Source organism: Aquimarina sp. 2-A2 (genome assembly GCF_045505135.1).
Classification (GTDB): domain Bacteria; phylum Bacteroidota; class Bacteroidia; order Flavobacteriales; family Flavobacteriaceae; genus Aquimarina; species Aquimarina intermedia.
Genome location: NZ_JBJKFI010000005.1, coordinates 75,339 through 97,721, shown reverse-complemented (window position 1 = coordinate 97,721; position 22,383 = coordinate 75,339). Strand labels below are relative to the sequence as shown.

Annotated in this window: 17 protein-coding genes; 8 read left to right on the top strand and 9 right to left on the bottom strand. The window is 37.0% G+C overall.

The genetic code is table 11. The annotated features are described in order from the left end of the window. Window positions 1-21 precede the first annotated feature (21 nt). From ACJRPK_RS12605 to tilS, 4 genes are all read right to left on the bottom strand, one after another. Window positions 22-1,884, bottom strand: a complete 1,863-nt coding sequence (locus ACJRPK_RS12605) for a DUF885 domain-containing protein (protein WP_407140394.1) — start codon at window positions 1,882-1,884, stop codon at window positions 22-24. A 14-nt stretch (window positions 1,885-1,898) separates the two neighbouring features. Beyond that, window positions 1,899-3,749, bottom strand: a complete 1,851-nt coding sequence (locus ACJRPK_RS12600) for a CocE/NonD family hydrolase (protein WP_407140392.1) — start codon at window positions 3,747-3,749, stop codon at window positions 1,899-1,901. A 91-nt stretch (window positions 3,750-3,840) separates the two neighbouring features. Next, a complete protein-coding gene (locus ACJRPK_RS12595; protein WP_407140390.1) occupies window positions 3,841-5,823 on the bottom strand; it encodes a protein-disulfide reductase DsbD family protein in 1,983 nt (660 codons plus the stop codon). Beyond that, a complete protein-coding gene (gene tilS / locus ACJRPK_RS12590) occupies window positions 5,820-7,094 on the bottom strand; it encodes a tRNA lysidine(34) synthetase TilS (RefSeq protein WP_407140388.1) in 1,275 nt (424 codons plus the stop codon). The genes ACJRPK_RS12595 and tilS overlap by 4 nt, the downstream gene beginning before the upstream one ends. Window positions 7,095-7,300: 206 nt before the next feature. Here tilS and ACJRPK_RS12585 point away from each other — a divergent pair, with 206 nt between their 5' ends. After that, on the top strand, window positions 7,301-8,002 hold the full coding sequence (locus ACJRPK_RS12585) for a hypothetical protein (protein WP_407140387.1): 702 nt from the start codon (window positions 7,301-7,303) through the stop codon (window positions 8,000-8,002). 21 nt (window positions 8,003-8,023) lie between these two features. Here the strand turns inward: ACJRPK_RS12585 and pabB are convergent, their stop codons facing one another. Both pabB and ACJRPK_RS12575 read right to left on the bottom strand, forming a co-directional pair. Then, on the bottom strand, window positions 8,024-9,319 hold the full coding sequence (pabB, locus tag ACJRPK_RS12580) for an aminodeoxychorismate synthase component I (protein ID WP_407140385.1): 1,296 nt from the start codon (window positions 9,317-9,319) through the stop codon (window positions 8,024-8,026). Between the two features lie 3 nt (window positions 9,320-9,322). Continuing rightward, window positions 9,323-9,862 (bottom strand): NADPH-dependent FMN reductase, encoded by a 540-nt coding sequence (locus tag ACJRPK_RS12575; protein WP_407140384.1) that lies wholly within the window; start codon window positions 9,860-9,862, stop codon window positions 9,323-9,325. A 76-nt stretch (window positions 9,863-9,938) separates the two neighbouring features. Between ACJRPK_RS12575 and ACJRPK_RS12570 the strand changes: the two genes are divergently transcribed. Both ACJRPK_RS12570 and ACJRPK_RS12565 read left to right on the top strand, forming a co-directional pair. Next, entirely contained in the window at window positions 9,939-11,300 is a 1,362-nt protein-coding gene (locus ACJRPK_RS12570; protein ID WP_407140382.1) for a DEAD/DEAH box helicase, read from the top strand. Between the two features lie 11 nt (window positions 11,301-11,311). Next, window positions 11,312-13,087: an ABC transporter ATP-binding protein gene (locus tag ACJRPK_RS12565; RefSeq protein WP_407140380.1), complete on the top strand. Its 1,776-nt coding sequence runs from the start codon at window positions 11,312-11,314 to the stop codon at window positions 13,085-13,087. 64 nt (window positions 13,088-13,151) lie between these two features. On the opposite strand, the gene lpdA is transcribed toward ACJRPK_RS12565, so the two are convergent. After that, window positions 13,152-14,558, bottom strand: coding sequence for a dihydrolipoyl dehydrogenase (lpdA, locus tag ACJRPK_RS12560; RefSeq protein WP_407140378.1), 1,407 nt, complete (start codon window positions 14,556-14,558; stop codon window positions 13,152-13,154). 304 nt (window positions 14,559-14,862) lie between these two features. On the opposite strand from lpdA, the gene ACJRPK_RS12555 reads away from it, so the two are divergent. Further along, window positions 14,863-16,401 carry a choice-of-anchor Q domain-containing protein gene (locus ACJRPK_RS12555; protein ID WP_407140376.1) on the top strand — a complete coding sequence of 513 codons (1,539 nt, stop codon included), beginning with the start codon at window positions 14,863-14,865 and terminating at the stop codon, window positions 16,399-16,401. A 10-nt stretch (window positions 16,402-16,411) separates the two neighbouring features. On the opposite strand, the gene ACJRPK_RS12550 is transcribed toward ACJRPK_RS12555, so the two are convergent. Both ACJRPK_RS12550 and glyA read right to left on the bottom strand, forming a co-directional pair. Further along, on the bottom strand, window positions 16,412-17,221 hold the full coding sequence (locus ACJRPK_RS12550; protein ID WP_407140375.1) for a hypothetical protein: 810 nt from the start codon (window positions 17,219-17,221) through the stop codon (window positions 16,412-16,414). A 213-nt stretch (window positions 17,222-17,434) separates the two neighbouring features. Then, window positions 17,435-18,709, bottom strand: a complete 1,275-nt coding sequence (glyA, locus tag ACJRPK_RS12545; protein WP_407140373.1) for a serine hydroxymethyltransferase — start codon at window positions 18,707-18,709, stop codon at window positions 17,435-17,437. A gap of 110 nt (window positions 18,710-18,819) precedes the next feature. Here glyA and fahA point away from each other — a divergent pair, with 110 nt between their 5' ends. The 4 genes from fahA to ACJRPK_RS12525 all read left to right on the top strand — a co-directional run bounded on the left by fahA (window position 18,820) and on the right by ACJRPK_RS12525 (window position 22,377). Further along, window positions 18,820-20,100 (top strand): fumarylacetoacetase, encoded by a 1,281-nt coding sequence (gene fahA, locus ACJRPK_RS12540; protein ID WP_148783110.1) that lies wholly within the window; start codon window positions 18,820-18,822, stop codon window positions 20,098-20,100. A 116-nt stretch (window positions 20,101-20,216) separates the two neighbouring features. Continuing rightward, on the top strand, window positions 20,217-21,401 hold the full coding sequence (locus ACJRPK_RS12535; protein WP_407140371.1) for a hypothetical protein: 1,185 nt from the start codon (window positions 20,217-20,219) through the stop codon (window positions 21,399-21,401). Between the two features lie 13 nt (window positions 21,402-21,414). Next, window positions 21,415-22,017 (top strand): Crp/Fnr family transcriptional regulator, encoded by a 603-nt coding sequence (locus ACJRPK_RS12530; RefSeq protein ID WP_407140369.1) that lies wholly within the window; start codon window positions 21,415-21,417, stop codon window positions 22,015-22,017. An 87-nt stretch (window positions 22,018-22,104) separates the two neighbouring features. Next, the gene (locus ACJRPK_RS12525; RefSeq protein ID WP_407140367.1) at window positions 22,105-22,377 is read left to right on the top strand and encodes a hypothetical protein; all 273 of its coding nucleotides are present in this window, start codon (window positions 22,105-22,107) and stop codon (window positions 22,375-22,377) included. The last annotated feature ends 6 nt before the right edge of the window (window positions 22,378-22,383 follow it).

Sequence of the window (22,383 nt, the reverse complement as noted above, 5' to 3'; positions counted from 1 at the left end):
ATGATTATTAAGACTATCAATCTAAGCGTCTTCTTCCTTAGTATTTGAAGCCAAAGTCATATCGATCCAATCCTTGACAAGTTGTTCTAAAACATTTAATGGTAAGGCTCCATTGGTTAAAACCACATCATGAAATTCTCGTATATCAAATTGCTCGCCCAACTGTTCTTTAGACATTTTGCGCAACTGAAGGATTTTATTCATTCCTATTTTATACGCTGTTGCCTGACTTGGCATCACAATATGACGTTCTACCATTTTGATCGCATCACTCTCTGCATTCGGAGTATTCTCTGTATAATACTTAATCCCTTGCTCACGTGTCCATTTTTTGGCATGGATTCCTGTATCAACTACCAAACGGCAAGCTCTCCACAGCTCCATAGCTAAGCGACCAAAATCTGAATACGGGTCACTATACATTCCGATTTCTTTTGGAAGGTATTCGTTATACAATCCCCAACCTTCAATATATGCGGTATAGCCCCCAAATTTTCTAAATTTCGGAATATCTTCCAATTCCTGAGCAATAGAGATTTGCATATGGTGACCGGGAATTCCTTCGTGATATGCCAGCGCTTCCATTTGATATTTTGGCATCGCTTCCATATCATATAGATTGGCATAATAAGTACCTGGGCGTGATCCATCCGGTGTTCCTCTTTGATAAAAAGCTTTACCTGCACTTTTTTCTCTAAAAGGCTCTACAGCTTTTACTACGATATCAGCTTTGGGCTTTGTGATGAATAATTCATCTAATCTTCCTTTCATGGTATTAATCAAAGCTGTTGCCTCATTCAGGTATGCTTTTTTGCCCTCTTCCGTATTAGCATAGTAAAACTTCTTATCTTCTTTCATAAACTTAAAGAAATCCTGTAATGTTCCTTTAAACTCTACTTGCTTCATGATATCCTTCATTTCGCTATGAATTCGCGCTACTTCCTTTACTCCCAACTCATGAATTTCATTGGCAGTCATATCTGTCGTTGTCGTACGCTTTAAAGCAGTATTATAAAAAGCTTCTCCTTTCGGAAATTTCCAAGCACCATCATCGGTTGTTGCACGTTGTTGTTGATCTTCTAACGTGGCTATCAACTTTTGATAGGCGGGTTTTACACTACTCACTAATGCTTTTTTTGCCTCTTTCAGGTATGCATCCTCTTTTTGCTTGTCTAACTTTAAGGTCTCCAGTTTAGTTCTGAAATCTGTTAATAAGGTACTTTCTTCTTTTGAGTTGTCAAACGGTTTACCGGTTATGATATTTTTACTATCACCTAATACTTTGGTGTAAACAAATTTGGGAAGTAAAATGCCGTTCTTTTCTCTGATTTTCAAATTTTCAACCAGTTGATTAAATAATCCTTCAATCTTATTGAGTCTGGAGATATAGGCCTTAGCATCTGTACTGTCAGCAATACGATGCATATTAATTAAAAATGCCGGGATTTCTGCCTGCATCCCATGCATTTGATTTACAGGGTAGGTATAAAAGCGATATTCAAAATCTTCAATTTCATTTTCCAAATCCTGCTTTAATAAGGTATAGCTTAAAAGCGTTTCATCGTTCAATTTTGCTACATCTACTGAGTCTTTGAGATACGACAGACGTCGTTTTGTCTTTTCTAAATCTGCAACCTCTCGTTGGGTAGAAATATCATCCCAACTGCCATAATCCTTTGTTTTGACTCCCAGATATGTTTGCATCATTGGAGAATCGGCTAGCTCTATTTGAAACTGTTCTTCGAACCAAGTATTCATTTTTTGTGAATATTCGGCAATCTCTTGATCATTGACAACGGTAGCGGCGTTAGTATCAGTAGTATTCTTACAGCTTACTAATGTAGCTATAGAAAATAAGATAATACCTATGGATAACTTATTCATAATCTATAATTAGGTTATTTATTTAATGTAAATTCAATTGATGAGTCATGATACACTTTGTGCGTTTGTTTTGTAAAATCAGAAGCACTCGCTTTAAAAATATTGGGTACAAAAGTTTGAGGGTTTCTATCAATTAGCGGAAACCAGGTACTTTGGATTTGCACTTGCATCTTATGCCCTTTCTTAAAGGTGTGGTGCACATCCTGAAGTTTGATATTTACTTCTGTTTTCTTGTTTGCTTCAAAAGGTTCAGGGGCTTCAAAACTGTTTCTGAATCTCCCTCTCATTACCTCACTACGTACCATCATGTGGTAGTTACTCATTTTCAAGTGATCCTGAGTTTCTTCTGTGTCTTTAGCGTCATTGGGATACACATCAATTATCTTCACTACCCAGTCAGCATCCGTTCCACTGGTGGCAACTTGCAATTTAGCCAAAATTTCGCCGGAGAGTGTCATATCTTCTTGCAGAACAGAAGTTTCAAAAACTAAAACATCAGGACGTCGTGCAGCGAATCGCTGATCATCAGTCATATACTTACGTGGAGTGAATACCATTTTTATATCTTCAGAATAGGGTACCGGTTTTGCCGGATCGCTAATAAACTCTTCCACTCCCTCACCAGAAGTTTCTTTTAAACTTTGATTGTCGCCTAAATACATCGTTTTTTTAACCGAAGATTTTGGAGGCCAAACTTCGAATGAATTCCATTCATTTTTACCGGTATCAAAAATTTGAATCTCTGATAGACCAGTGTTATTAGTTCCATCACCTTTCAGAAAATTATTAAAAAACTTTGTTTCAATATTTTTTTGATAGTTTAGAGAAATATCGTCACCAAAATATACATTCCCAACAGCCTGACGTTTTTTATTACGTGCCCAATCTCCATGACTCCAAGGGCCAAAGACCATTATATTATAGTTATCACTTTTCTTTTCAATATTTTTATAAGTTTCAAAAGGACCATAAAGATCTTCTGCATCAAAGAGTCCGCCCACAACCATCACCGCTGGCTTGATATCTTTGAGATGTTGGATTATACCGCGTTTCTGCCAAAACTCATCATAATTTGGATGCTCCTTGAGCTGTGTCCAAAATTCATTATCTTCCTTATAATATTGATCTAATGAACTTAATGGACCTGCATCTAAGAAAAATTGATATTGATCTTCACTTTCCAGTTTCGGAAATTCATACCAGCTCTCTGTAACCGGCTTTTCTTTTTGATAGCCAAAAACTGCGGTGGCTCTCCAATAACTTAATAAGTAGGCTCCATTATGGTGAAAGTCATCAAAAAAGAAATCCCCGATACAAGCCTGTGGTGATACCGCCTTTAATGCAGGGTGTGCATCAAGCAAAGAATACGTAGCATAAAATCCGGGGTACGAAATTCCCCATACGCCTACTTTCTTGTTTGTGTTTTCCAAATTGTTTACAAGCCAATCTATGGTATCATACGTATCACTTGCCTCATCTATTTGCTTTCCTTTTTTATTTGGAATGTACGCACGCATATTATCATAAGAACCCTCGCTCATCCATCGTCCTCTTACATCCTGATATACAATTATATTGCCTTCTTTCATTAAGAACTCATTAGGACCAATTTTAGACCTAAATTGATCTTCTCCATAAGGTCTTGAACTATATGGAGTACGATGCATTAATATGGGATATTTCTTTGATGTATTCTTAGGTGTATAGATGGTAGTATGAAGTTTTACGCCATCACGCATAGCAATGTCCACTTCGGTCTTGGTATAATGTTCCTTTACATCATAACTAGTCTCCTGCTGGGCAAAGGATGCAAATGATACTAGCAGGGTTAATCCTACTAGTAAGTTTAGTTTAAATAGTTGCATTTAATTGTATTTAGTTCGTCGCTGAAGATAAAAAAATGACCGTGTGCCACTTCTTATTTTAAGGAGATTTTAACACATTGAATTTTGCTTGTTACTTATTTGCCGAGAGACCTTCCTTCAACCAAGACAAATACTCCTGTATATCAGGGGTGTAACCTATCGTAGAATTCAATAGATTAAGATTAGTATCCAGCAGTACATAGAAAGGCTGCGAATTATTTCTGAAATTTAATGTTTGAAAGGTAGCCCACTGATCCCCAATTGTTTTTATTCGTTTTAAGCTACCATTTGCTTTTAAATAATTAAATTGTTCTGTTTCCGGCAATGGTTTTCGATCATCGACATATAAAGAAATAAGAATATATTCATTTTTTAGTACATCCATAACCGCCGGATCACTCCAAACTTGTTCTTCCATTTTGCGACAATTGACGCATGCCCATCCAGTGAAATCGATAATCATAGGCTTATTTTCAGCCTTGGCCGCAGCTAATCCTTCGTAAAAATCTGTGTACGCATTAAGTCCCAAAGGCCCATGCGCTTCTTTGTCATAGACACTATAAAATAACGGCGGAGGAAAACCACTTAGCAGTTTTAAATTTGCGTAGGCGGTATTAGTTAATCCGGGTAATAAGTACAACACAAAGATCAAAGTAATCGCTCCAAGTGCTTTACGGCTTGCACTTATTTTTTGCTTTGGTCCGTCATGTGGAAATCGAATTTTACCAAAGAGGTATAAGGTCATGGCTACACCTATTACAATCCAGATACCAATAAAAATTTCTCTTTTGAGTAACCCCCAATGCTCAACCAAATCAGCGTTTGACAAAAATTTAAAGGCTAAGGCTAGTTCGATGAATCCAAGAACTACTTTTACCGTATTAAGCCATCCACCACTTTTGGGCAAGGAATTTAGCCAATTAGGGAACAGCGCAAAGAGCGCAAATGGTAAAGCCAATGCTAAACCAAATCCTCCCATACCAAAACTTAGCTGTATTGCCCCGCCATCGCTACTCAAAGAACCCCCTAAAAGTGATCCCAAAATAGGACCGGTACAGGAAAATGAAACTAAAGCAAGAGTCAATGCCATAAAAAAGATTCCTACCACTCCCCCAATACTTGTCGCTTTGTAATCCAAACTATTACTCCATGAAGCAGGCAGCGTTATTTCAAAATATCCAAAAAATGAAATTGCAAAAACTATAAAAATGATAAAGAACGCAATATTTAAAATAACGTTAGTAGAGATTGTATTTAAGATCTCGGGGTCCACCGAGTCCAGTAAATGAAAAGGTAAACTCAGTAATACATAAATTGCAAAAATAAAGACTCCATATAAAATTGCATTGAACACACCTTTTTTACGGTTTCGAGCGCTTTTAGTAAAAAAGGAAACCGTTAATGGGATCATCGGAAAAACACAAGGTGTTAACAGTGCTATCAATCCCCCCAGAAAACCTAATATAAAAATGCTAACGTAGCTTTTATCCTCTGTTGTATCCTGCAAAAATGATTCTTTATTCTTAAGATCTAATTGCAAGGCTTTGGATTTTTTGAGATCCTCATCGGTGAGGCTTACGGTCTTTTGATTTCCGGTAGCAGCGTTGTCTTTCGGATTTAAAACTATTTCAAAAACAACTGTATCCGGCGCCAAACATCGTACATCATCACAAATAGCAAAAAACACCTCCGCTGTGATACTTGTTAATGATGGATCTAAAATTTTTACTTTTTGAGTGAATCGCGCTTTGTTTTCAAAATATTTGATATTCATTTCGAAAATCTTATCAAACTTTTCAATACCCTCGGGTTCTACAGTCTCTCCTATTAGCTGAAACTTTTCAGGTGCAGGCGTAAAACTGAATTCAGTCGGAGTCGGAGCAATTTCGTCGGTTTCTGCAGCGCGTTGTGAGTACAAATGCCAACCTTTATCAAGGGTAGCTTCAAAATATAAGGTGTATTCTGTATCTGACTCTTTTACAACTCCGGACGTCCACTTAATAGGGTCAAATGTTTGAGAATTAACTCCCGTTAAGGAAAAACAAGTTATGATAAATACTAGAAGAATTCTCATGTAGCTAATGTAATTTTTAATAGTTGTTTCGTATCAGGGAGTATTTTAAACCGGTCATCTGCCCTGTGATTTATCACCCAAACAATTTCTGTTCCCGAGCAAAGCACCCATATACGCTCTTTGTCCAACAAAGATAATTTTTCGTCTTTAAAATATTTACTTAATTTCTTTTTTCCTTTCATTCCGATTGGATAAAAATAGTCGCCTTTTTCCCATCTCCTTACAATCAGGGGATAGCTTAATTTTTGCTGATCAATATATATCGTATTTTTTTCAAGCGGTTGTATGGTTGTTGTATTTTTAAGCTGTAGCGTACCTATCGGAACCATAACCGTAGTTTCTTCTTTTTCTATGCGATAGGTTCTGACCGGTGCTTTTTTTATTGCCAACGGAGCAATGATGAGAATATCTCTGTTTTTTAATAACCGATGCGTAGCAGAAAAAATCTGTTTTCCGGATTGCGAGGTTATTAGTTTTGCCATATCCTGCCAAGCTGTAAAACCAAAGTCCTTCAACACAAAATATAGATACACTTTGGGGTCACCATATTTTAAAAGCTTTGGAATTGAAATATGAATTTCTCCATTTTTTTGAGTTTTAAACAACTTGTCTCTAATTCGTCTCGCTTCAGCTTCGATAAAGAATTGACTTTTACTGAGCTGTATCCTGGTAGTTTCAAAATTCTTTAAAAAATGCTCATTGGCACCTTTTAACTTTGGCACCACCTCATGGCGAATTTTATTTCTGAGGTATTTTGTACTCTGATTACTTTGATCCTCCCTCCATTCAATCGAATTTTGTGTGGCATAATTTTCAATTTCTTCTCTCGAAAACGGTAACAATGGGCGTACAAAAATATCATTAATTTCAGGGATGCCGGTCAGACCATCAAGCCCCGTGCCTCGTGACAAATTAATCAAAAAGGTTTCTAAAGTATCATTGAGATGATGCGCCGTAAGTACATACTTGAAACCTTGTTGTACAGCTGTTTTTTTAAACCACCTGTATCGCAATGTTCTTGCTGCCATTTGTATAGAAAGCTTATGTCGCTCGGCATATTTTTGTGTGTCAAATTCGATTTTAAAAAGAGGTACAGTGAGCGTTTCTGCGAGTTTAGTCACAAATTGCTCATCCTTATCACTATCACCTACCCGTAATTTAAAATTACAGTGCAATATTCCAAAGTCGAGGTTGAAGAGCTTACACAGATGCAGAAGCACAATACTATCCAATCCCCCACTACACGCGACCAAAAATCTTTCTTTATACAAAAAAGAAAGATTCGTTTCTAAATGTTTCTTAAAAGCTGCTAGCACCTCTTGATAGATAGATTGATTATTTTATATTTTTCAAAGATACAACTTTGCTCACGGTGCTAATAAAGAATAATGCATTTTACTTGTATTTGATTTTCAGGTTTTTAACAATTATATTCCATTGTTTTAGTTATTTTTAAAGGACACAAAATTTCTTTATTATGGGCAGGATACAAGAAACTACAGAAGATACCGTAAAATCTAAACGAAAGGATTTTGAAAAAAGACTTTTATCTATCTTACCGCATTTACATCCTTATGTAAAGCACCGCATATATATTGCAGAAAGTACCGGTATTCTTCCCGGTAATATGTATTGCTCTAACGGGATCATTGATGATGCAATTGTACAGTTATTTAATACTCCTGTAGATCATGATATACAATGTCTTGCTTTAGAACTTAAATTGTTTAAAATAGCTGATGAAATCATTGATGAGCTCTATATAAAGGAAGGCTGGCACCAACATACGATAAGCACTAATGACATCTTGAAAGAAGAATTAGATCGCTTAGAAGAAGATTTTTTTGCAGAGGCCGATGATGATTTGATCATGAGTGATGAGCTTACAGACATAAGTTACCATCAAAATCTGGAGAATAAAAAACCCTTTATTTATGATGATTCAAACTCTGAGATACTAAAAGTGATCGACAATCATCATTCTTCGGACCTAAAGAAAAAGAAATTACTTGGAAAGTTTTACAGCTGGCTGCCCTTAAAAACATCCAATATTATCGACTTATTTGTGTTTGGCAAACTCAACTTTGAAGAAATCGCCATTGTAAAAGGTATTAGTAGCCGAGAAGTAAAAGAAATCATTATTGATGTCAGAAAACGATTTCGTCGTAATCTTATCTAAATAAACTAGCTGTAATGTTCGCTATTTCTCTAGCACCTGTCGCATTGCTTTAGCTTTAAGTAAACATTCTTCATATTCTTTTTCAGGTACCGATTTTGCCGTAATCGCACTTCCCACCGTGTAGGATATGTAATTGCGTTTTTGATTATACAGGATACTTCGTATCACTACATTAAAATCAAAATCTCCGGAGGGTGTAAAATATCCAATCGCTCCGCTATATAATCCGCGCTTGGATGTTTCCAATTCCTCAATAATCTGCATCGCCGAAACCTTAGGAGCGCCTGTCATACTCCCCATCGGGAAAGTAGTTCTTAGAATTGAAACCGGGTCGGTAGTAGGTTCCACCTTTGAAGTAACGGTCGATATCATCTGATGCACCTGTTTAAAGGAATACACACGACATAACTCTTCAACGTTTACACTTCCCTTGACCGCCGTTTTCGACAAATCGTTTCTAACTAAATCGACAATCATGATATTCTCAGATCGTTCTTTTTGATCTCGCTCCAGTGCAGTAATACCCGCCAGATCCTCATCTATATTTTGAGATCTTTTGGCAGTACCTTTGATTGGTTGCGTGATTACCCGGTCACCTTCTTTTTTGATATAACGTTCCGGTGAGGTTGATAAGGCATAACAGGATTCAAATTTTAGAAAAGCTGCAAAGGGTGCTTTCGATATTTCATTCAGTTTTTCATATACTGGAAGCGGAGCGATCTCAGCCTCATTATCATAAAATTCCTGGCAAAAATTAGCTTCATAAATGTCACCGCGCTGTATGTGATTGAGAAAAGTTTTTACGCTTTCCAAATACTCGAATTTGGTTATTTTTGACTTTATGGTTACCTGATGTGTTCGGAGAGTAAACTCTTCAGAGAAATCAGTTTGAGAAATAGCTTCAAAATCTGAGTCCATCTCATCATCGACCATATTCAGATACTGTACTTCAACCACGTTCCCTTTCAACAAAAACAAGCGCTTTGGCTGGAAAAAATAAAGCTCCGGAAATTTTAAACCATCTTTATTTTTGGACGTTAAATTCTCAACATTGTTTTTTAAGTCATAGGAAAGATAGCCGAAAAGCCAATCTTTTGTAGTCTGCTGATATTCTGAAAGCTTTGCAAAGGCTTCGGTTTCATCGGTTCGTAAAACGGTAAAAGCATCAACTGCTAAAATAGCGTCGTAGCTGGTATATGTCTGCGGATATTCGTTAGAATCAAGCCAGGTAACTTCTTCGAACTGTTGCGCCCATCGCAAAAGTTTCTTTTTATATTCTAAAATATTATGTATTGAATATTCCTTAAGGGTACGCACGTGCTACTTGATTTGATGGGCAAAAGTACTGAGAACTTCTTTTAAACCCAACAACAAAGTTTCATCGGTAATCTCTTGAGTTTCGATTGAAAAGTTATGATGAAATGACGGAAACGTAAAACTCTCTAAAATTTCGGCACCAAAACGTGGCAACAGATTTTTTGCCTGTTCCAGTGAACCAACACCTCCCCTTTGTCCCGGTGATGTACTCATCAACAAGATCTTTTTACCTGCTAAAAAATTACGATCAATACGTGATAACCAGTCCATGGTATTTTTAAAAAAAGCACTCCAGCCTCCATTATGTTCTCCAATAGATATAACCAAGGCATCAACATCTGCAATATCCTGACGTAATGCAAGCGCCATCCCGGGAAAACCATCACTTTTTTCCAGATCTTCACTATACATTGGTATGGAATAGTCGGTAAGCTTTATAACCCTAACATGATGCTCTAACAATTCTTTTGCCACATACTTTACCAAATGATGATTAATTGAGTTTGCACTATTAGAACCTGCAAAGGCTAGAATTTTTGCCATAATCAAAGAGTTTATTTCAAATGTAACTAAAAAGTAAACAAATGAACTACCTTTGCCTTCTATTAAAACATTACTTGTGACTTTTACAGATTTAAATTTAAGTACTCCTCTTTTAAACGCATTAGAAGACCTTGGTTTTCAAACCCCTACTCCAATACAATCAGAAGCTTTTTCTGTAGTAATGTCTGGAAAAGATGTGGTTGGAATTGCTCAAACCGGTACTGGTAAAACCTATGCATATATGTTACCGATTTTGAGAATGCTCAAATATTCGGTTCAGGATAACCCCAGAGTATTGGTCTTGGTACCCACGCGTGAACTGGTTGTTCAGGTAGTTGAAGAAATCAACAAACTTTCTACCTATATTAACGTTAGAGTAACGGGTGTATATGGAGGTACAAATATTAACACACAAAAACAAGTAGTCGCTCAGGGTTTAGATATTGTAGTTGCTACTCCGGGTAGGTTGTACGATCTTGCGGTGAGTAGAGTATTGCAACTCAAATCTATCCAAAAATTAGTAATTGATGAAGTTGATGTGATGATGGATCTTGGTTTTAGACATCAATTGATGAATATTTTTGATATCTTACCTCAACAACGACAGAACATTATGTTTTCAGCCACCATGACCGAGGATGTAGAGTCTATAATTACAGAGATTTTTAAAAACCCTTTAAAGGTTTCAGTTGCCAAAAGTGGAACACCTTTAGAAAACATACAACAATACGGTTACAAACTTCCTAATTTTTATTCCAAAGTAAACCTTCTTAATCACCTTTTATCTGATAAGGAATTATATAATAAAACATTAATTTTTGTTGGAAATAAAAAAATGGCCGATCGCCTATTTGATCGGATGGAGCAAGAGTTCCCAAATGAATGTAGTGTGATCCATTCTAATAAAACTCAAAATTATCGCTTGCAAAGTATCGAAGATTTCGGAAACGGAACGCATCGTATTCTAATTGCTACCGATGTGATGGCCCGCGGACTTGATATTGACGACATCTCGCATGTAATTAATGTGGACACTCCAGGGTATCCCGAAAATTATATGCACCGTATCGGACGTACAGGACGTGCTCAAAAAGAGGGAATTGCACTCGTATTAACCACCCCGGCAGAAGAAGAAGCCCTTGAAAATATTGAAACTTTAATGGAAATGCAGGTGGAACAACTAGACACGCCCGAAGCGGTTGAGATGTCTACGGAACTGACTCCTGAAGAAGAACCTAAAGTTTTTGAAATAAACAATCCTCACAAACGTCCGAATGATGATGAAGTGGGTCCTGCTTTTCATGAGAAAAAAGCTAAGAATAAGAAGGTCAATCTTGGAGGTAGCTACCAACGAGAAATTAAGAAAAAATATAAAAAACCAAAGACTAAAGGTGACAAAACCTTTAACTTGAAACATAAGAAGAAAAAAAAGAAATAAACATAACTTCTATGAGAGCAGCAGCGGATATATCATCACGCAAAGATCCCAAAGATAAATCAAGAGTTACCATTGCGCAGGCGTTCAAAACCATAATTTGGCCTCGTCGAAATTTAGTATTTATTGGATTGATCTTAATTGTTTTCAGTCGTTTGGCCGGACTCGTTTTACCAATTGCGAGTAAGTACCTGATGGATGACGTGATTGCGAAGAAAGATTATCAAATGCTCAAAATTTTATTGGCAGTTGTTTTTATCGCCATTGTAGTGCAAGCTGTTACCTCATATTTACTCACTCGTATTTTAAGCGTTCAAGCTCAATTTTTAATTTCAGAACTGAGAGCTCAGGTTCAAAAAAAAGTACTTTCCCTACCAATTCGATTTTTTGACAACACAAAATCAGGAGCCTTGGTCTCTAGAATTATGAGTGATGTTGAGGGTGTACGTAATCTTATAGGTACGGGATTAGTACAGCTTGTTGGTGGGGTGATCACTGCGATAGTATCCTTAGTCCTGCTAATTAATATCAGTCCGTCGATGACATTGTTTGTCTTGGTTCCGGTAGGTTTATTTGGTTTAGTTGCCTTAAAAGCGTTCAAATTTATTCGGCCTATTTTTAGAAAGCGGGGTGCGATTAATGCCGAGGTTACCGGTCGTTTAACTGAAACGCTCGCAGGGATCCGTGTCATCAAAGGGTTTAATGCCGAAGCACAGGAAAACACAACCTTCGAAGAAGGTGTAAATCGATTATTTCTAAATGTAAAAAAGAGTTTGACAGCCACTGCCTTGATGGCTAGTTCGTCTACCTTACTATTGGGAATTGCCTCTACGGGAATTATGGGCATCGGAGGCTATAAAATCATGATAGATCAGATTACCGTAGGGGATTTTTTGTCATTTACTTTATTACTGGGGTTCATGATCGCACCAATTGTGCAGATGAGCAATATAGGAAGTCAGCTTACCGAGGCCCTGGCTGGGTTGGATAGAACCGAAGAACTGATGAACCAAACCGCCGAAGAAGATGTCGCTCAGCGTACAGAAACCTTAAACAATATTGAAGGAACGATTGTTTTTGACGATGTTTCGTTTGCTTATGAAGAAGACAAAGAAGTATTACATAATATTTCATTTACAGCCTCCTCGGGATCGGTCACGGCCCTCGTTGGGAGCTCCGGGTCCGGTAAATCCACTATTGCCGGACTGGCAGCCACTTTTTTAAATCCTCAATCAGGTGTAGTTACAGTCGATTCAATTGATATTACCAAAGTAAAACTAAGTAGTTATCGTCGTAATCTAGGCGTAGTTTTACAAGACGAATTTTTATTTGAAGGAACAATTAGAGAAAATATTGTTTTTCCGCGGCCAGATGCTTCCGAAAAACAACTTCAAGATGCAGTAAAAGCTGCGTATGTCAATGAATTTACCGATCGTTTTGAAGATGGGTTGAATACACTAATTGGAGAGCGCGGAGTTAAATTATCAGGTGGACAACGTCAACGCATAGCTATTGCCCGTGCCATTCTTGCAAATCCCAAAATTATTATCTTAGATGAAGCTACTTCAAATCTGGATACCGAAAGTGAAGCGTTAATTCAAAAAAGTTTATCCGAACTTATGAAAGGGCGAACAACCTTTGTTATCGCACATAGATTGAGCACGATTCGCAAAGCCGATCAAATACTGGTTATCGAAGGTGGAAGGATTGCGGAGCGCGGTACACATGATGAGCTTATTAGTAAAGAGGGACGCTATTTTGATCTATATACGTATCAGGCGAGAATATAAAAAAAACTCTCAAGGTGCATACCTTGAGAGTTTTTGAATGATATTTTACAATATATAATTTTACTTATACGTGCAATGCTCTATTATCTGTAGCAGCTAATGCAGCTTCTTTAATTGCTTCAGTAAATGTCGGATGCGCATGAGACATACGGGAAATGTCTTCGGCCGACGCTCTGAACTCCATTGCAGTAACAGCTTCAGCAATCAAATCGGCGCAACGTGCACCAATCATATGAACTCCTAAAACCTCATCTGTCTTCTCGTCTGCAAGAATTTTAACAAATCCATCAAGATCTGCACTTGCTCTCGATCTCCCTAAAGCTCTAAACGGAAACTGACCGGATTTATATTTTTTACCTGCTTCTTTTAGCTCTTCTTCAGTTTTACCAACTGCAGCAACTTCTGGCCATGTATATACTACTCCCGGAATTAAATTATAATCAATATGAGGTTTCTGTCCTGAAATCGTTTCTGCAACAAATACTCCTTCTTCCTCGGCTTTATGAGCCAACATTGCTCCTTTTACCACATCCCCGATAGCATAGATATTTTTTACTGATGTTTGTAAATGATCATTAATCTCTACCTGACCTCTATCCGTAAGTTTTACGCCAGCTGCCGCTGCATTCAGTCCATCAGTATAAGGTCTTCGACCTACAGAAACTAAGCAATAATCTCCTTTAAATTCTACAGGATTTCCTTTTTTATCATCTGCGGTGATCGTTACTTCATTTCCTTTTCGGGTCACGGCCGTCACCTTATGAGAAGTGTAAAATTTCACCCCTTGTTTTTTCATCACTTTGGTTAACTCTTTGGACAGCGCTTTATCCATACCAGGGATGATACGATCCATAAACTCTACCACAGATACCTCAGCTCCAAGTCTACGGTATACTTGTCCGAGCTCTAAACCAATAACTCCTCCACCAATAATCACCATGTGCTTAGGAATCTCTTTTAGCTTCAAAGCTTCTGTGGATGTAATGATTCGTTCTTTGTCAATTGTTATAAACGGTAAGGAAGATGGCTTTGAACCGGTAGCAATAATGGTATGCTTGGCCTCAATAGTTTCCTGACCACCTTTGGTCTTATCAATAGTAATATGAGTGGCATCTTTAAAAGAACCAACCCCTTCAAAAACATCAATATCATTTTTCTTCATCAAAAAACTCACCCCATCACAAGTTTGGTCTACAACGGCTTGTTTACGAGAGATCATTTTTTCAAGATTAATCTTAACCTCTCCCGGAATTTCGATACCATGATCTTCAAAATGCTTCACAGCATGCTCGTAGTGATGTGAGGAATCTAACAATGCCTTACTTGGGATACACCCAACGTTTAAACAGGTACCTCCTAAGGTTGAATATTTTTCAATTATTGCAGTTTTCATACCTAGTTGTGCGCATCGAATTGCGGCCACATATCCACCAGGTCCAGAGCCAATTATAGCTACATCATATGTACTCATATTGCTGTTTTGTCTAGTATATTGTTGATAAATTCACTTAAAAATTGTCTTATAAAATAAAATCTGCATTGCTTCATCTTGCTTTTTAAGAAAATTGACTTTCAAAGTTTAAATCGTAAAAAGCAGTTGATTTTTCTAATGCAGAACAAATGTACAAATGTTTTGTTTGTTACCGAAGTAAAGCGTTGCGCAATTTCTACCCTTTCCTGACCTGCTTGAGTCACAAAAAAATGATAACTTTAAGCGCTCAGAAATATTGCTATGATACAGCATACTTCTTTTAACCTTCTTTTTAACTTGCTATATGCGTACGATATATTTTCTTTTTTTAGTGATTAATCTTATTGTATGGAGCTCCTGTCGTACTGATTTTGAAGCGCGTCCAAGTAAAGGTAATCTGCAGTTTTCTACAGATACTTTATTCTTGGATACACTGTTTACGAATATAGCGTCAAGTACGTACAGCCTAAAAGTTTACAACCGCGCCGATGAGACTATTTCGATTCCGTCGATTGCTTTGGAACGCGGACTCGAATCTACTTACAGACTCAACGTTGATGGCCTCTCCGGTAAAGCATTTAAAGATATTCAGATTTTAGCTAAGGACAGTATTTTCATTTTTGTTGAGACCACCACAGATATCACAGCTCAGTCAACAGCTACTGAATTTTTGTATACAGACCGTATTCTATTTGACAGTCAGACTAAGCAACAAGATGTAGATTTGGTCACATTGGTCAAAGATGCAGTATTTTTATTTCCTGAAAAGAATGCGATGACCGGTCAAAAAGAAACGTTACTGCTCGGTGAGGATGAAACTGCTAACGAAATACGTATCGAAGGATTCTTTTTAAATGATAACCAGTTACATTTTACCAATGAGAAACCTTATGTTATTTATGGATATGCAGCCGTTCCTCCGGAAAAAACTTTGATTATAGATCCAGGAGCTCGTATTCACTTTCATAAAGATTCCGGTATTATCGTGGCTAATAAGGCAACATTAGAAATTAACGGAGCAATCAGTGAAGATCCCGAAGCGCTAGAAAACGAAGTTATTTTTGAAGGTGACCGACTGGAACCCGGGTTCAGTGATATACCCGGCCAATGGGGCACTATTTGGTTAACTGCAGGTAGTACAGGTCACACGATCAACCATACAACAATAAAAAATGCAACGGTTGGTATCCTTATGGACTCAAATGATGGGAGTACCTCACCCACGCTGTCCATCAAAAACACGCAAATATATAACGTAGCTACTGTTGGGCTATTGGCAAAAAATGGGTTTGTTGAAGCAGAGAATATGGTAATCAACAATGCAGGTCAGTCTGCATTAGTATGTAATCTGGGAGGAAATTATAGTTTTACACATTGTACTTTTGCTAATTATTGGCAGGCTGGTTTCAGAGAATTTCCGGCAGTTATTTTACGCAACTTTTTACCAATCTCATCCAGTGAGGTAATAGCGGCAGATCTGGTCAAAGCCACATTTACAAATTCCATCATTTATGGAACAGAAGCCATAGAGTTAAATCTTGAACGTGTTGAAGAAGCTTCGTTTAATTATCTCTTTGATCATTCGTTGTTTCGTTTTGAATCCAATAGCATTGACACCGGTAACTTCGGGTTATATGATTTTTCTAATACCAGCAGGTATAATAGGATACTTCTCAACGAGGACCCTTTATTCAAAGCTCCCTTTGACAATGAACTTTCTATCAGCGAGAACTCTCCTGCTAATAATAAAGGTATAACCACACCCGTTACCACAGATATTATCGGAAATGCTCGAGATCGTGTTAATCCCGATATGGGTGCTTATGAGAGTATATTTTTTTAAAGAACTAGTTTTATCTTCTATTTTCTTTATTCAACATATAAGTCAAACACTGATTTTCTTTGATTTTTATGGTTCCCTCCCAACTTATTGTACCTCTGCCCGCACCTTTAAACTGATATGTTCCAGGTTTAAGGGCTAAACTAATAGTTCCAAATTCAAAACAATCCGGTTTACCATCTTCAAAGCGCTTGTCCAACTCACCATAATATTTTTTATCCAGCCATATCTTAACGCTTTTCGCTTTTTTTAGATCTGACCAAAAACAGACATATCCCGGTTCTAAAGGTTTGGCGGTTATATTTGGAGCATCTAAATCACTCATAAAATATACCTCAACCGTATCAGTTATATCTTCTGATAAATGCAAACTCAGCATACTTTTTGCATTTTTTATTGGAGATATAATATCAAAAGGTATATCAAATTGAGAATAGTTATCAAGGATAAATTTTTGGATTCTATTATTGTCTGTAAAGACCTTAGCTTGTGCGCAATAATTGTAATTATCTGTAACGATTACAAGATGCCATCCATTTTCAATTTTATCTGGATAATTTTCTATTTCAGAATATTTTTGCTTAATTAAGTCTAATTGTGCCTGTGCTTTCGCAATATTCCTTTCTCTCTTCTTATTATCTTTCCAAGAATTTCTAAAAGCATCAATTGCACCGGCAATTAAATTCAGCCCACTATTATTTGAGTAATTAAAGTTATTTTGTTGAACTACAACTATACCCTGTTTTAGTTGGGTATAATTATATTGTTGCGCGTTTAAAATAAATCCGAGTAAAAAGATTAAACTATATACTAAACATTTCATTGATAATTACTTTTAATAAAGTTAATCATAATATTTAATATTCATCTTTTTTAAAATTTGAATTTCTTAACGTCAGGGATAGCAGTGTAAATCCCGCCGTTTGACTTCAGTCAATCAAGGAATTGCAACGGATAGCCCGCCCGGACGCCAAAAAAAAACCTGTCAATAGTTATTGACAGGTCATCATATAGTTAATTGCGTGAATGTATCTTATTACGCTACAAATAGTGGTTTGTCTGACATCATATCGTTCACATCATTCGCGATGTCGTGCAGCATATCGTCATTCTCAACATTTTGTATCACGCGATCGATCAATGTTACGATGGTGGCCATATCTTCTTCTTTAAGACCTCGTGTTGTAACCGCAGCCGTACCGATACGTATTCCGGAAGTTACAAAAGGGGACTTATCATCAAACGGCACCATATTTTTATTCACTGTGATTTCGGCTTTTCCTAGAGCTTCTTCAGCTTGTTTTCCTGTTACATTTTTGTTACGTAAATCAATCAACATCATGTGATTATCGGTACCTTTGGAAATTACATCATAACCAAGTGCTACAAATGCTTCTGCCATTTTGGAAGCATTTTTCTTCACCTGAACAATATAATGTAAAAACTCATCGGTCAATGCTTCACCAAAAGCGATAGCCTTTGCAGCGATAATATGTTCTAAGGGTCCTCCCTGGTTTCCTGGAAATACTCCGCTATCCAGTAAGGAAGACATCATTCTTTTCTTCCCATTTTTAAGTGTGATACCGAATGGATTTTCAAAGTCTTTACCCATCAAAATCAATCCACCTCTGGGTCCTCGTAAAGTTTTGTGCGTTGTAGTGGTTACTACATGACAATGCGGAATCGGGTCTGCAATGACGCCTTTGGCAATCAATCCTGCAGGGTGTGCTATATCTGCTAATAACAGCGCACCAACACTATCTGCTATAGCTCTAAAACGTTTGTAGTCAATTTCACGAGAATAGGCAGAGGCTCCGGCAATGATCATTTGCGGTTGCTCTTTTTCTGCAATCTCTTGAATTTTATCATAATCAAGCATCCCGGTCTCCTTATCTACACCGTAAAAAACAGGATTATATAGTTTACCCGAAAAGTTAACCGGTGATCCATGCGTTAGATGGCCTCCATGAGAAAGATCAAATCCCAAAATTTTATCTCCCGGGGTGAGACATGCATGATACACTGCTGTATTCGCCTGTGAACCTGAATGAGGTTGCACATTAGCATACTCAGCTCCAAATAATTCCTTTGCGCGATCAATAGCTATTTGCTCGACAATATCTACAACTTCACAACCACCATAATATCGTTTTCCCGGATATCCTTCGGCATATTTATTCGTTAATACCGATCCGGCAGCTTCCATAACCTGTTCACTAACAAAATTTTCTGAAGCAATAAGTTCTAATCCGTTTATCTGACGTTCTTTCTCGTCCTGTATTAAGTCAAAAATCTGTTCGTCGCGTTGCATGTAGTATAGTTTGTTAATTAAAGTTCAAAAATAGCAAATACATTCGTTAAATTAGATGAAAATTATATATTTGATCATAAGAAATACCAGTAACCTATAAAAGACACACAATGCCCATAACAGCAAATAATCCAAAAAGAAAGACGTGGATTGAAACCACTCCTAATACCGACTTCCCAATACAGAATATACCGTTTGGTGTGTTTCTTACACGAGACGATATTATTACGATCGGAACGAGGATAGGAGACACGGCTATTGACCTTGGTGCATTACATCAATTAGGATACTTCAAAGGCATACCGCTTACCGATGATATTTTTTTGCAGGATTCATTGAATGATTTTATCTCTGATGGTAAGAAAACATGGCGATTAGTTCGTAACCGTATTGCTGATATCTTTGATGAAACGAATGAAACACTTAAAAATAACATCGAGCATCGCAAAATTGTACTCTTTGCTCTCAATGAAATAGAGATGCAATTACCGGTGAGTGTTGGGGATTATACAGACTTTTACAGTAGTATAGAACATGCTACCAATGTGGGTAAAATGTTTAGAGATCCTGATAACGCATTACTTCCTAATTGGCTACATATGCCAATAGGATATCACGGACGTAGTAGTTCGATCATACCTTCGGGCATCCCGGTACACCGCCCTCAGGGACAAAAAATGATCAATGGTGAAGAAAATCCGATTTTTGGCCCTTCACGTTTAGTGGATTTTGAACTGGAAATGGCTTTTATAACCACTGATGCAAATCATTTGGGTGAACCCATCCCAATTGAAGAAGCCGAGGATTACATCTTTGGATTGGTCTTATTTAATGATTGGAGCGCGCGTGATATTCAAAAATGGGAGTACGTACCTCTAGGACCATTCTTAGGAAAAAGTTTTGCATCCTCGATGTCTCCCTGGATTGTAACGCTTGACGCTCTTGAGCCTTATCGTGTAGCGGGTCCAAAACCTATTAAGGAACAGTTTCCGTATTTACAGTATAGTGGTAAGAAGAGTTTTGATATTAATCTTGAAGTTGCTATTCAGCCGGAGAATGCTGTCGAAACCGTTGTTGGTAAAACAAACTTCAAATATATGTATTGGAATATGGCACAACAATTAGCGCATCATACCGTTAACGGATGTCCTATAAACTCAGGTGATATGATGGGTAGTGGAACAATTTCCGGACCTACTGAAGACTCGTTTGGTTCTATGCTCGAATTAAGCTGGAGAGGTGAAAAGCCTGTACAACTTAACGAGGGTGGCAGCCGAAAATTTATTGAAGATAATGATACTGTTATCATGAGAGGACATTGTGAAAAGAACGGAATTCGTATTGGATTTGGTGAAGTTGCTTCAAAACTATTGCCGGTTTTTAAGAAATAATCTAAGTACTCCTTATACCCATAAGCTTCAAGACCTAGTGTTTTGAAGCTTTTTTTATGAATAAATGTTAAATTTGGCACCACTATTGTTTTTAACTAGCTCCTAAATCAATCATTATGAAAAAACTATTACTTATTCTTTTCACTATATCCCTTGCTCAAGGATGTAGTAGTGTGAAGCAAAATCAGAAAGCTCTGAACAAAGGTAATTATGATACTGTTATTAATAATAGCCTCAAAAAATTACAAAGCAATAAAAACAGCAAACGTAAGCAACCGCTCATTTTAATGTTGGAACAGGCTTTTGAGAATGCGGTACAACGTGATCTTGATTATATAAAATTTGCGGTGCTCGAGGACAATCCCGCAAATTACGAAGGCATCTATAAAACGTATAAAAAACTTGCGAATAGACAGCAACGCATAACTCCTATCCTACCCTTGTATCATGTAGCAGAAAACCGAAATGCACAATTCGACTTTAAATCCTACGATGCTAAGATTTTAGAATATCAAAAAAAGTTAGCAGCATACCTTTACCAAAAAGCTAATCAAAGTTTATTAGAACGTCTGTCTAAAACCGAGTATCGCTCATTATACAGAGATCTTCAATATCTCAATAGAATTTCACCCAACTATAAGGATGTAAATAAACTAATGGATGATGTGCATTTTAAAGGCACAAATTTTATAATCGTTTCTTTAGAAAACACTTCCAACAAAATCATTCCAAAAAAGTTAGAAGTAGATTTACTTGATTTTAGCACCTACGGATTGAATGATTTTTGGACCGTTTTTCATAATACACCGCAACGAGAATTGGATTATGATTTTGTAGTTATCGTAGAATTTCGAGAGATTTTACTTTCTCCGGAGCGAATAAAGGAATTCGAAGCGAAGCGTGAAAAAGAAGTCATTGATGGCTGGGAGTATGTGATGGACGAAAACGGAGAACATATGTTGAATGAAGAAGGAGAATATCTTACCAGAGACAAGTATATAAAGGCACAATGTCTTTACAACGAATTCATCCAGCAAAAAGCAGTGAATGTATCCGGAGTGGTAACATTCAAAAATATTCGAAACAGACAGACTACTGATATTATTCCATTGGGCAGTGAGTTTATATTTGAACACCACTATGCGCGTTTATTAGGTGATATAAGGGCGTTAAATGATAGTGAGCGCTCCTATCTAGAAAATAAGCCACTACCCTTCCCCTCAAATGAGCAATTAGTTTTTGATGCCAGTCAGGAGTTAAAAAATGAATTGAAATCTATTTTATCTAATTACTCATTCTAAAGATCAACTCACTATGATTCCTGAAGATATTTTAAATGCTGTCGGCGCAGAACTTAAGTCTTTCTCAAAGGGAGAGCTTTTATTTACAGAAGGTTCTGAACCACATTTTTATTATCAAATCAAATCAGGAGCAATTAAGATGAATAACTACAATGACGACGGAAAGGAATACATTCAGGGGATTTTTGAGACTGGAAAAAGCTTTGGAGAACCCCCGTTACTTGCCAAAGTGCCCTATCCTGCAAATGCTGAAGCTATTGTAGATAGCAAAATTTGGCGCTTGCCGAAAATAGAGTTTATTTCGCTGCTTTCTAATCATCCTGATATACATATAAAATTTACCACATTATTAGCATCGAGATTATATTATAAGGCTGTGATGGTTTCTGAGATTTCAAATCAAGAGCCTGAGCATCGCATCTTGAGAATCATCGATTATATGAAGAAACAATCAGGGAATGTTGATCAGCGAGCTACACAGTCTTACAGAGTAGATCTTACCCGACAACAATTAGCAGATCTAACTGGGCTACGAGTAGAAACTGTTATACGAACAATAAAAAAACTGGAAAATAAGGGTGAGTTGTATATAAAAAACAGAAAAGTTTATCGTTGAGCTTCTAATTAATCCTAATGTTATGATCTCAATCATAAAATCGTAGCATCCCGTAATAGTACTTTTGAATCATAAAATAATAAAGCTATGTATTCAAAGTTATTAGAAGATTTCAGATCCAATTATATGATGTATGTACCACTCATGATAATTTTATCAAGCTGCATGGGATCAATCGCTGCGATGTTTATTCTTGGTCAGGAACGTTCGTTTGCACAATACGTCGAACTAACCTTATGTGTAAGTGTGTGTATGATTTTTAATGCCGCTATACTTGCACAAATGAAAACAAAAATAGTTTTTAACTTGTTAATTATCAGTCTTCTTAGCACCACACTTTTGATCCTTATTAATATCTAGCAGAAA

What these genes read in the sequence shown, in the direction of transcription:
- ACJRPK_RS12550 (WP_407140375.1), bottom strand. Translation starts at nt 17,221, where the DNA reads ATGAAATGTTTAGTATATAGTTTAATCTTTTTACTCGGATTTATTTTA.
- ACJRPK_RS12555 (WP_407140376.1), top strand. Translation starts at nt 14,863, where the DNA reads ATGCGTACGATATATTTTCTTTTTTTAGTGATTAATCTTATTGTATGG.
- ACJRPK_RS12530 (WP_407140369.1), top strand. Translation starts at nt 21,415, where the DNA reads ATGATTCCTGAAGATATTTTAAATGCTGTCGGCGCAGAACTTAAGTCT.
- ACJRPK_RS12565 (WP_407140380.1), top strand. Translation starts at nt 11,312, where the DNA reads ATGAGAGCAGCAGCGGATATATCATCACGCAAAGATCCCAAAGATAAA.
- ACJRPK_RS12605 (WP_407140394.1), bottom strand. Translation starts at nt 1,884, where the DNA reads ATGAATAAGTTATCCATAGGTATTATCTTATTTTCTATAGCTACATTA.
- ACJRPK_RS12595 (WP_407140390.1), bottom strand. Translation starts at nt 5,823, where the DNA reads ATGAGAATTCTTCTAGTATTTATCATAACTTGTTTTTCCTTAACGGGA.
- ACJRPK_RS12585 (WP_407140387.1), top strand. Translation starts at nt 7,301, where the DNA reads ATGGGCAGGATACAAGAAACTACAGAAGATACCGTAAAATCTAAACGA.
- ACJRPK_RS12535 (WP_407140371.1), top strand. Translation starts at nt 20,217, where the DNA reads ATGAAAAAACTATTACTTATTCTTTTCACTATATCCCTTGCTCAAGGA.
- lpdA (WP_407140378.1), bottom strand. Translation starts at nt 14,558, where the DNA reads ATGAGTACATATGATGTAGCTATAATTGGCTCTGGACCTGGTGGATAT.
- fahA (WP_148783110.1), top strand. Translation starts at nt 18,820, where the DNA reads ATGCCCATAACAGCAAATAATCCAAAAAGAAAGACGTGGATTGAAACC.
- ACJRPK_RS12575 (WP_407140384.1), bottom strand. Translation starts at nt 9,862, where the DNA reads ATGGCAAAAATTCTAGCCTTTGCAGGTTCTAATAGTGCAAACTCAATT.
- ACJRPK_RS12525 (WP_407140367.1), top strand. Translation starts at nt 22,105, where the DNA reads ATGTATTCAAAGTTATTAGAAGATTTCAGATCCAATTATATGATGTAT.
- ACJRPK_RS12600 (WP_407140392.1), bottom strand. Translation starts at nt 3,749, where the DNA reads ATGCAACTATTTAAACTAAACTTACTAGTAGGATTAACCCTGCTAGTA.
- glyA (WP_407140373.1), bottom strand. Translation starts at nt 18,709, where the DNA reads ATGCAACGCGACGAACAGATTTTTGACTTAATACAGGACGAGAAAGAA.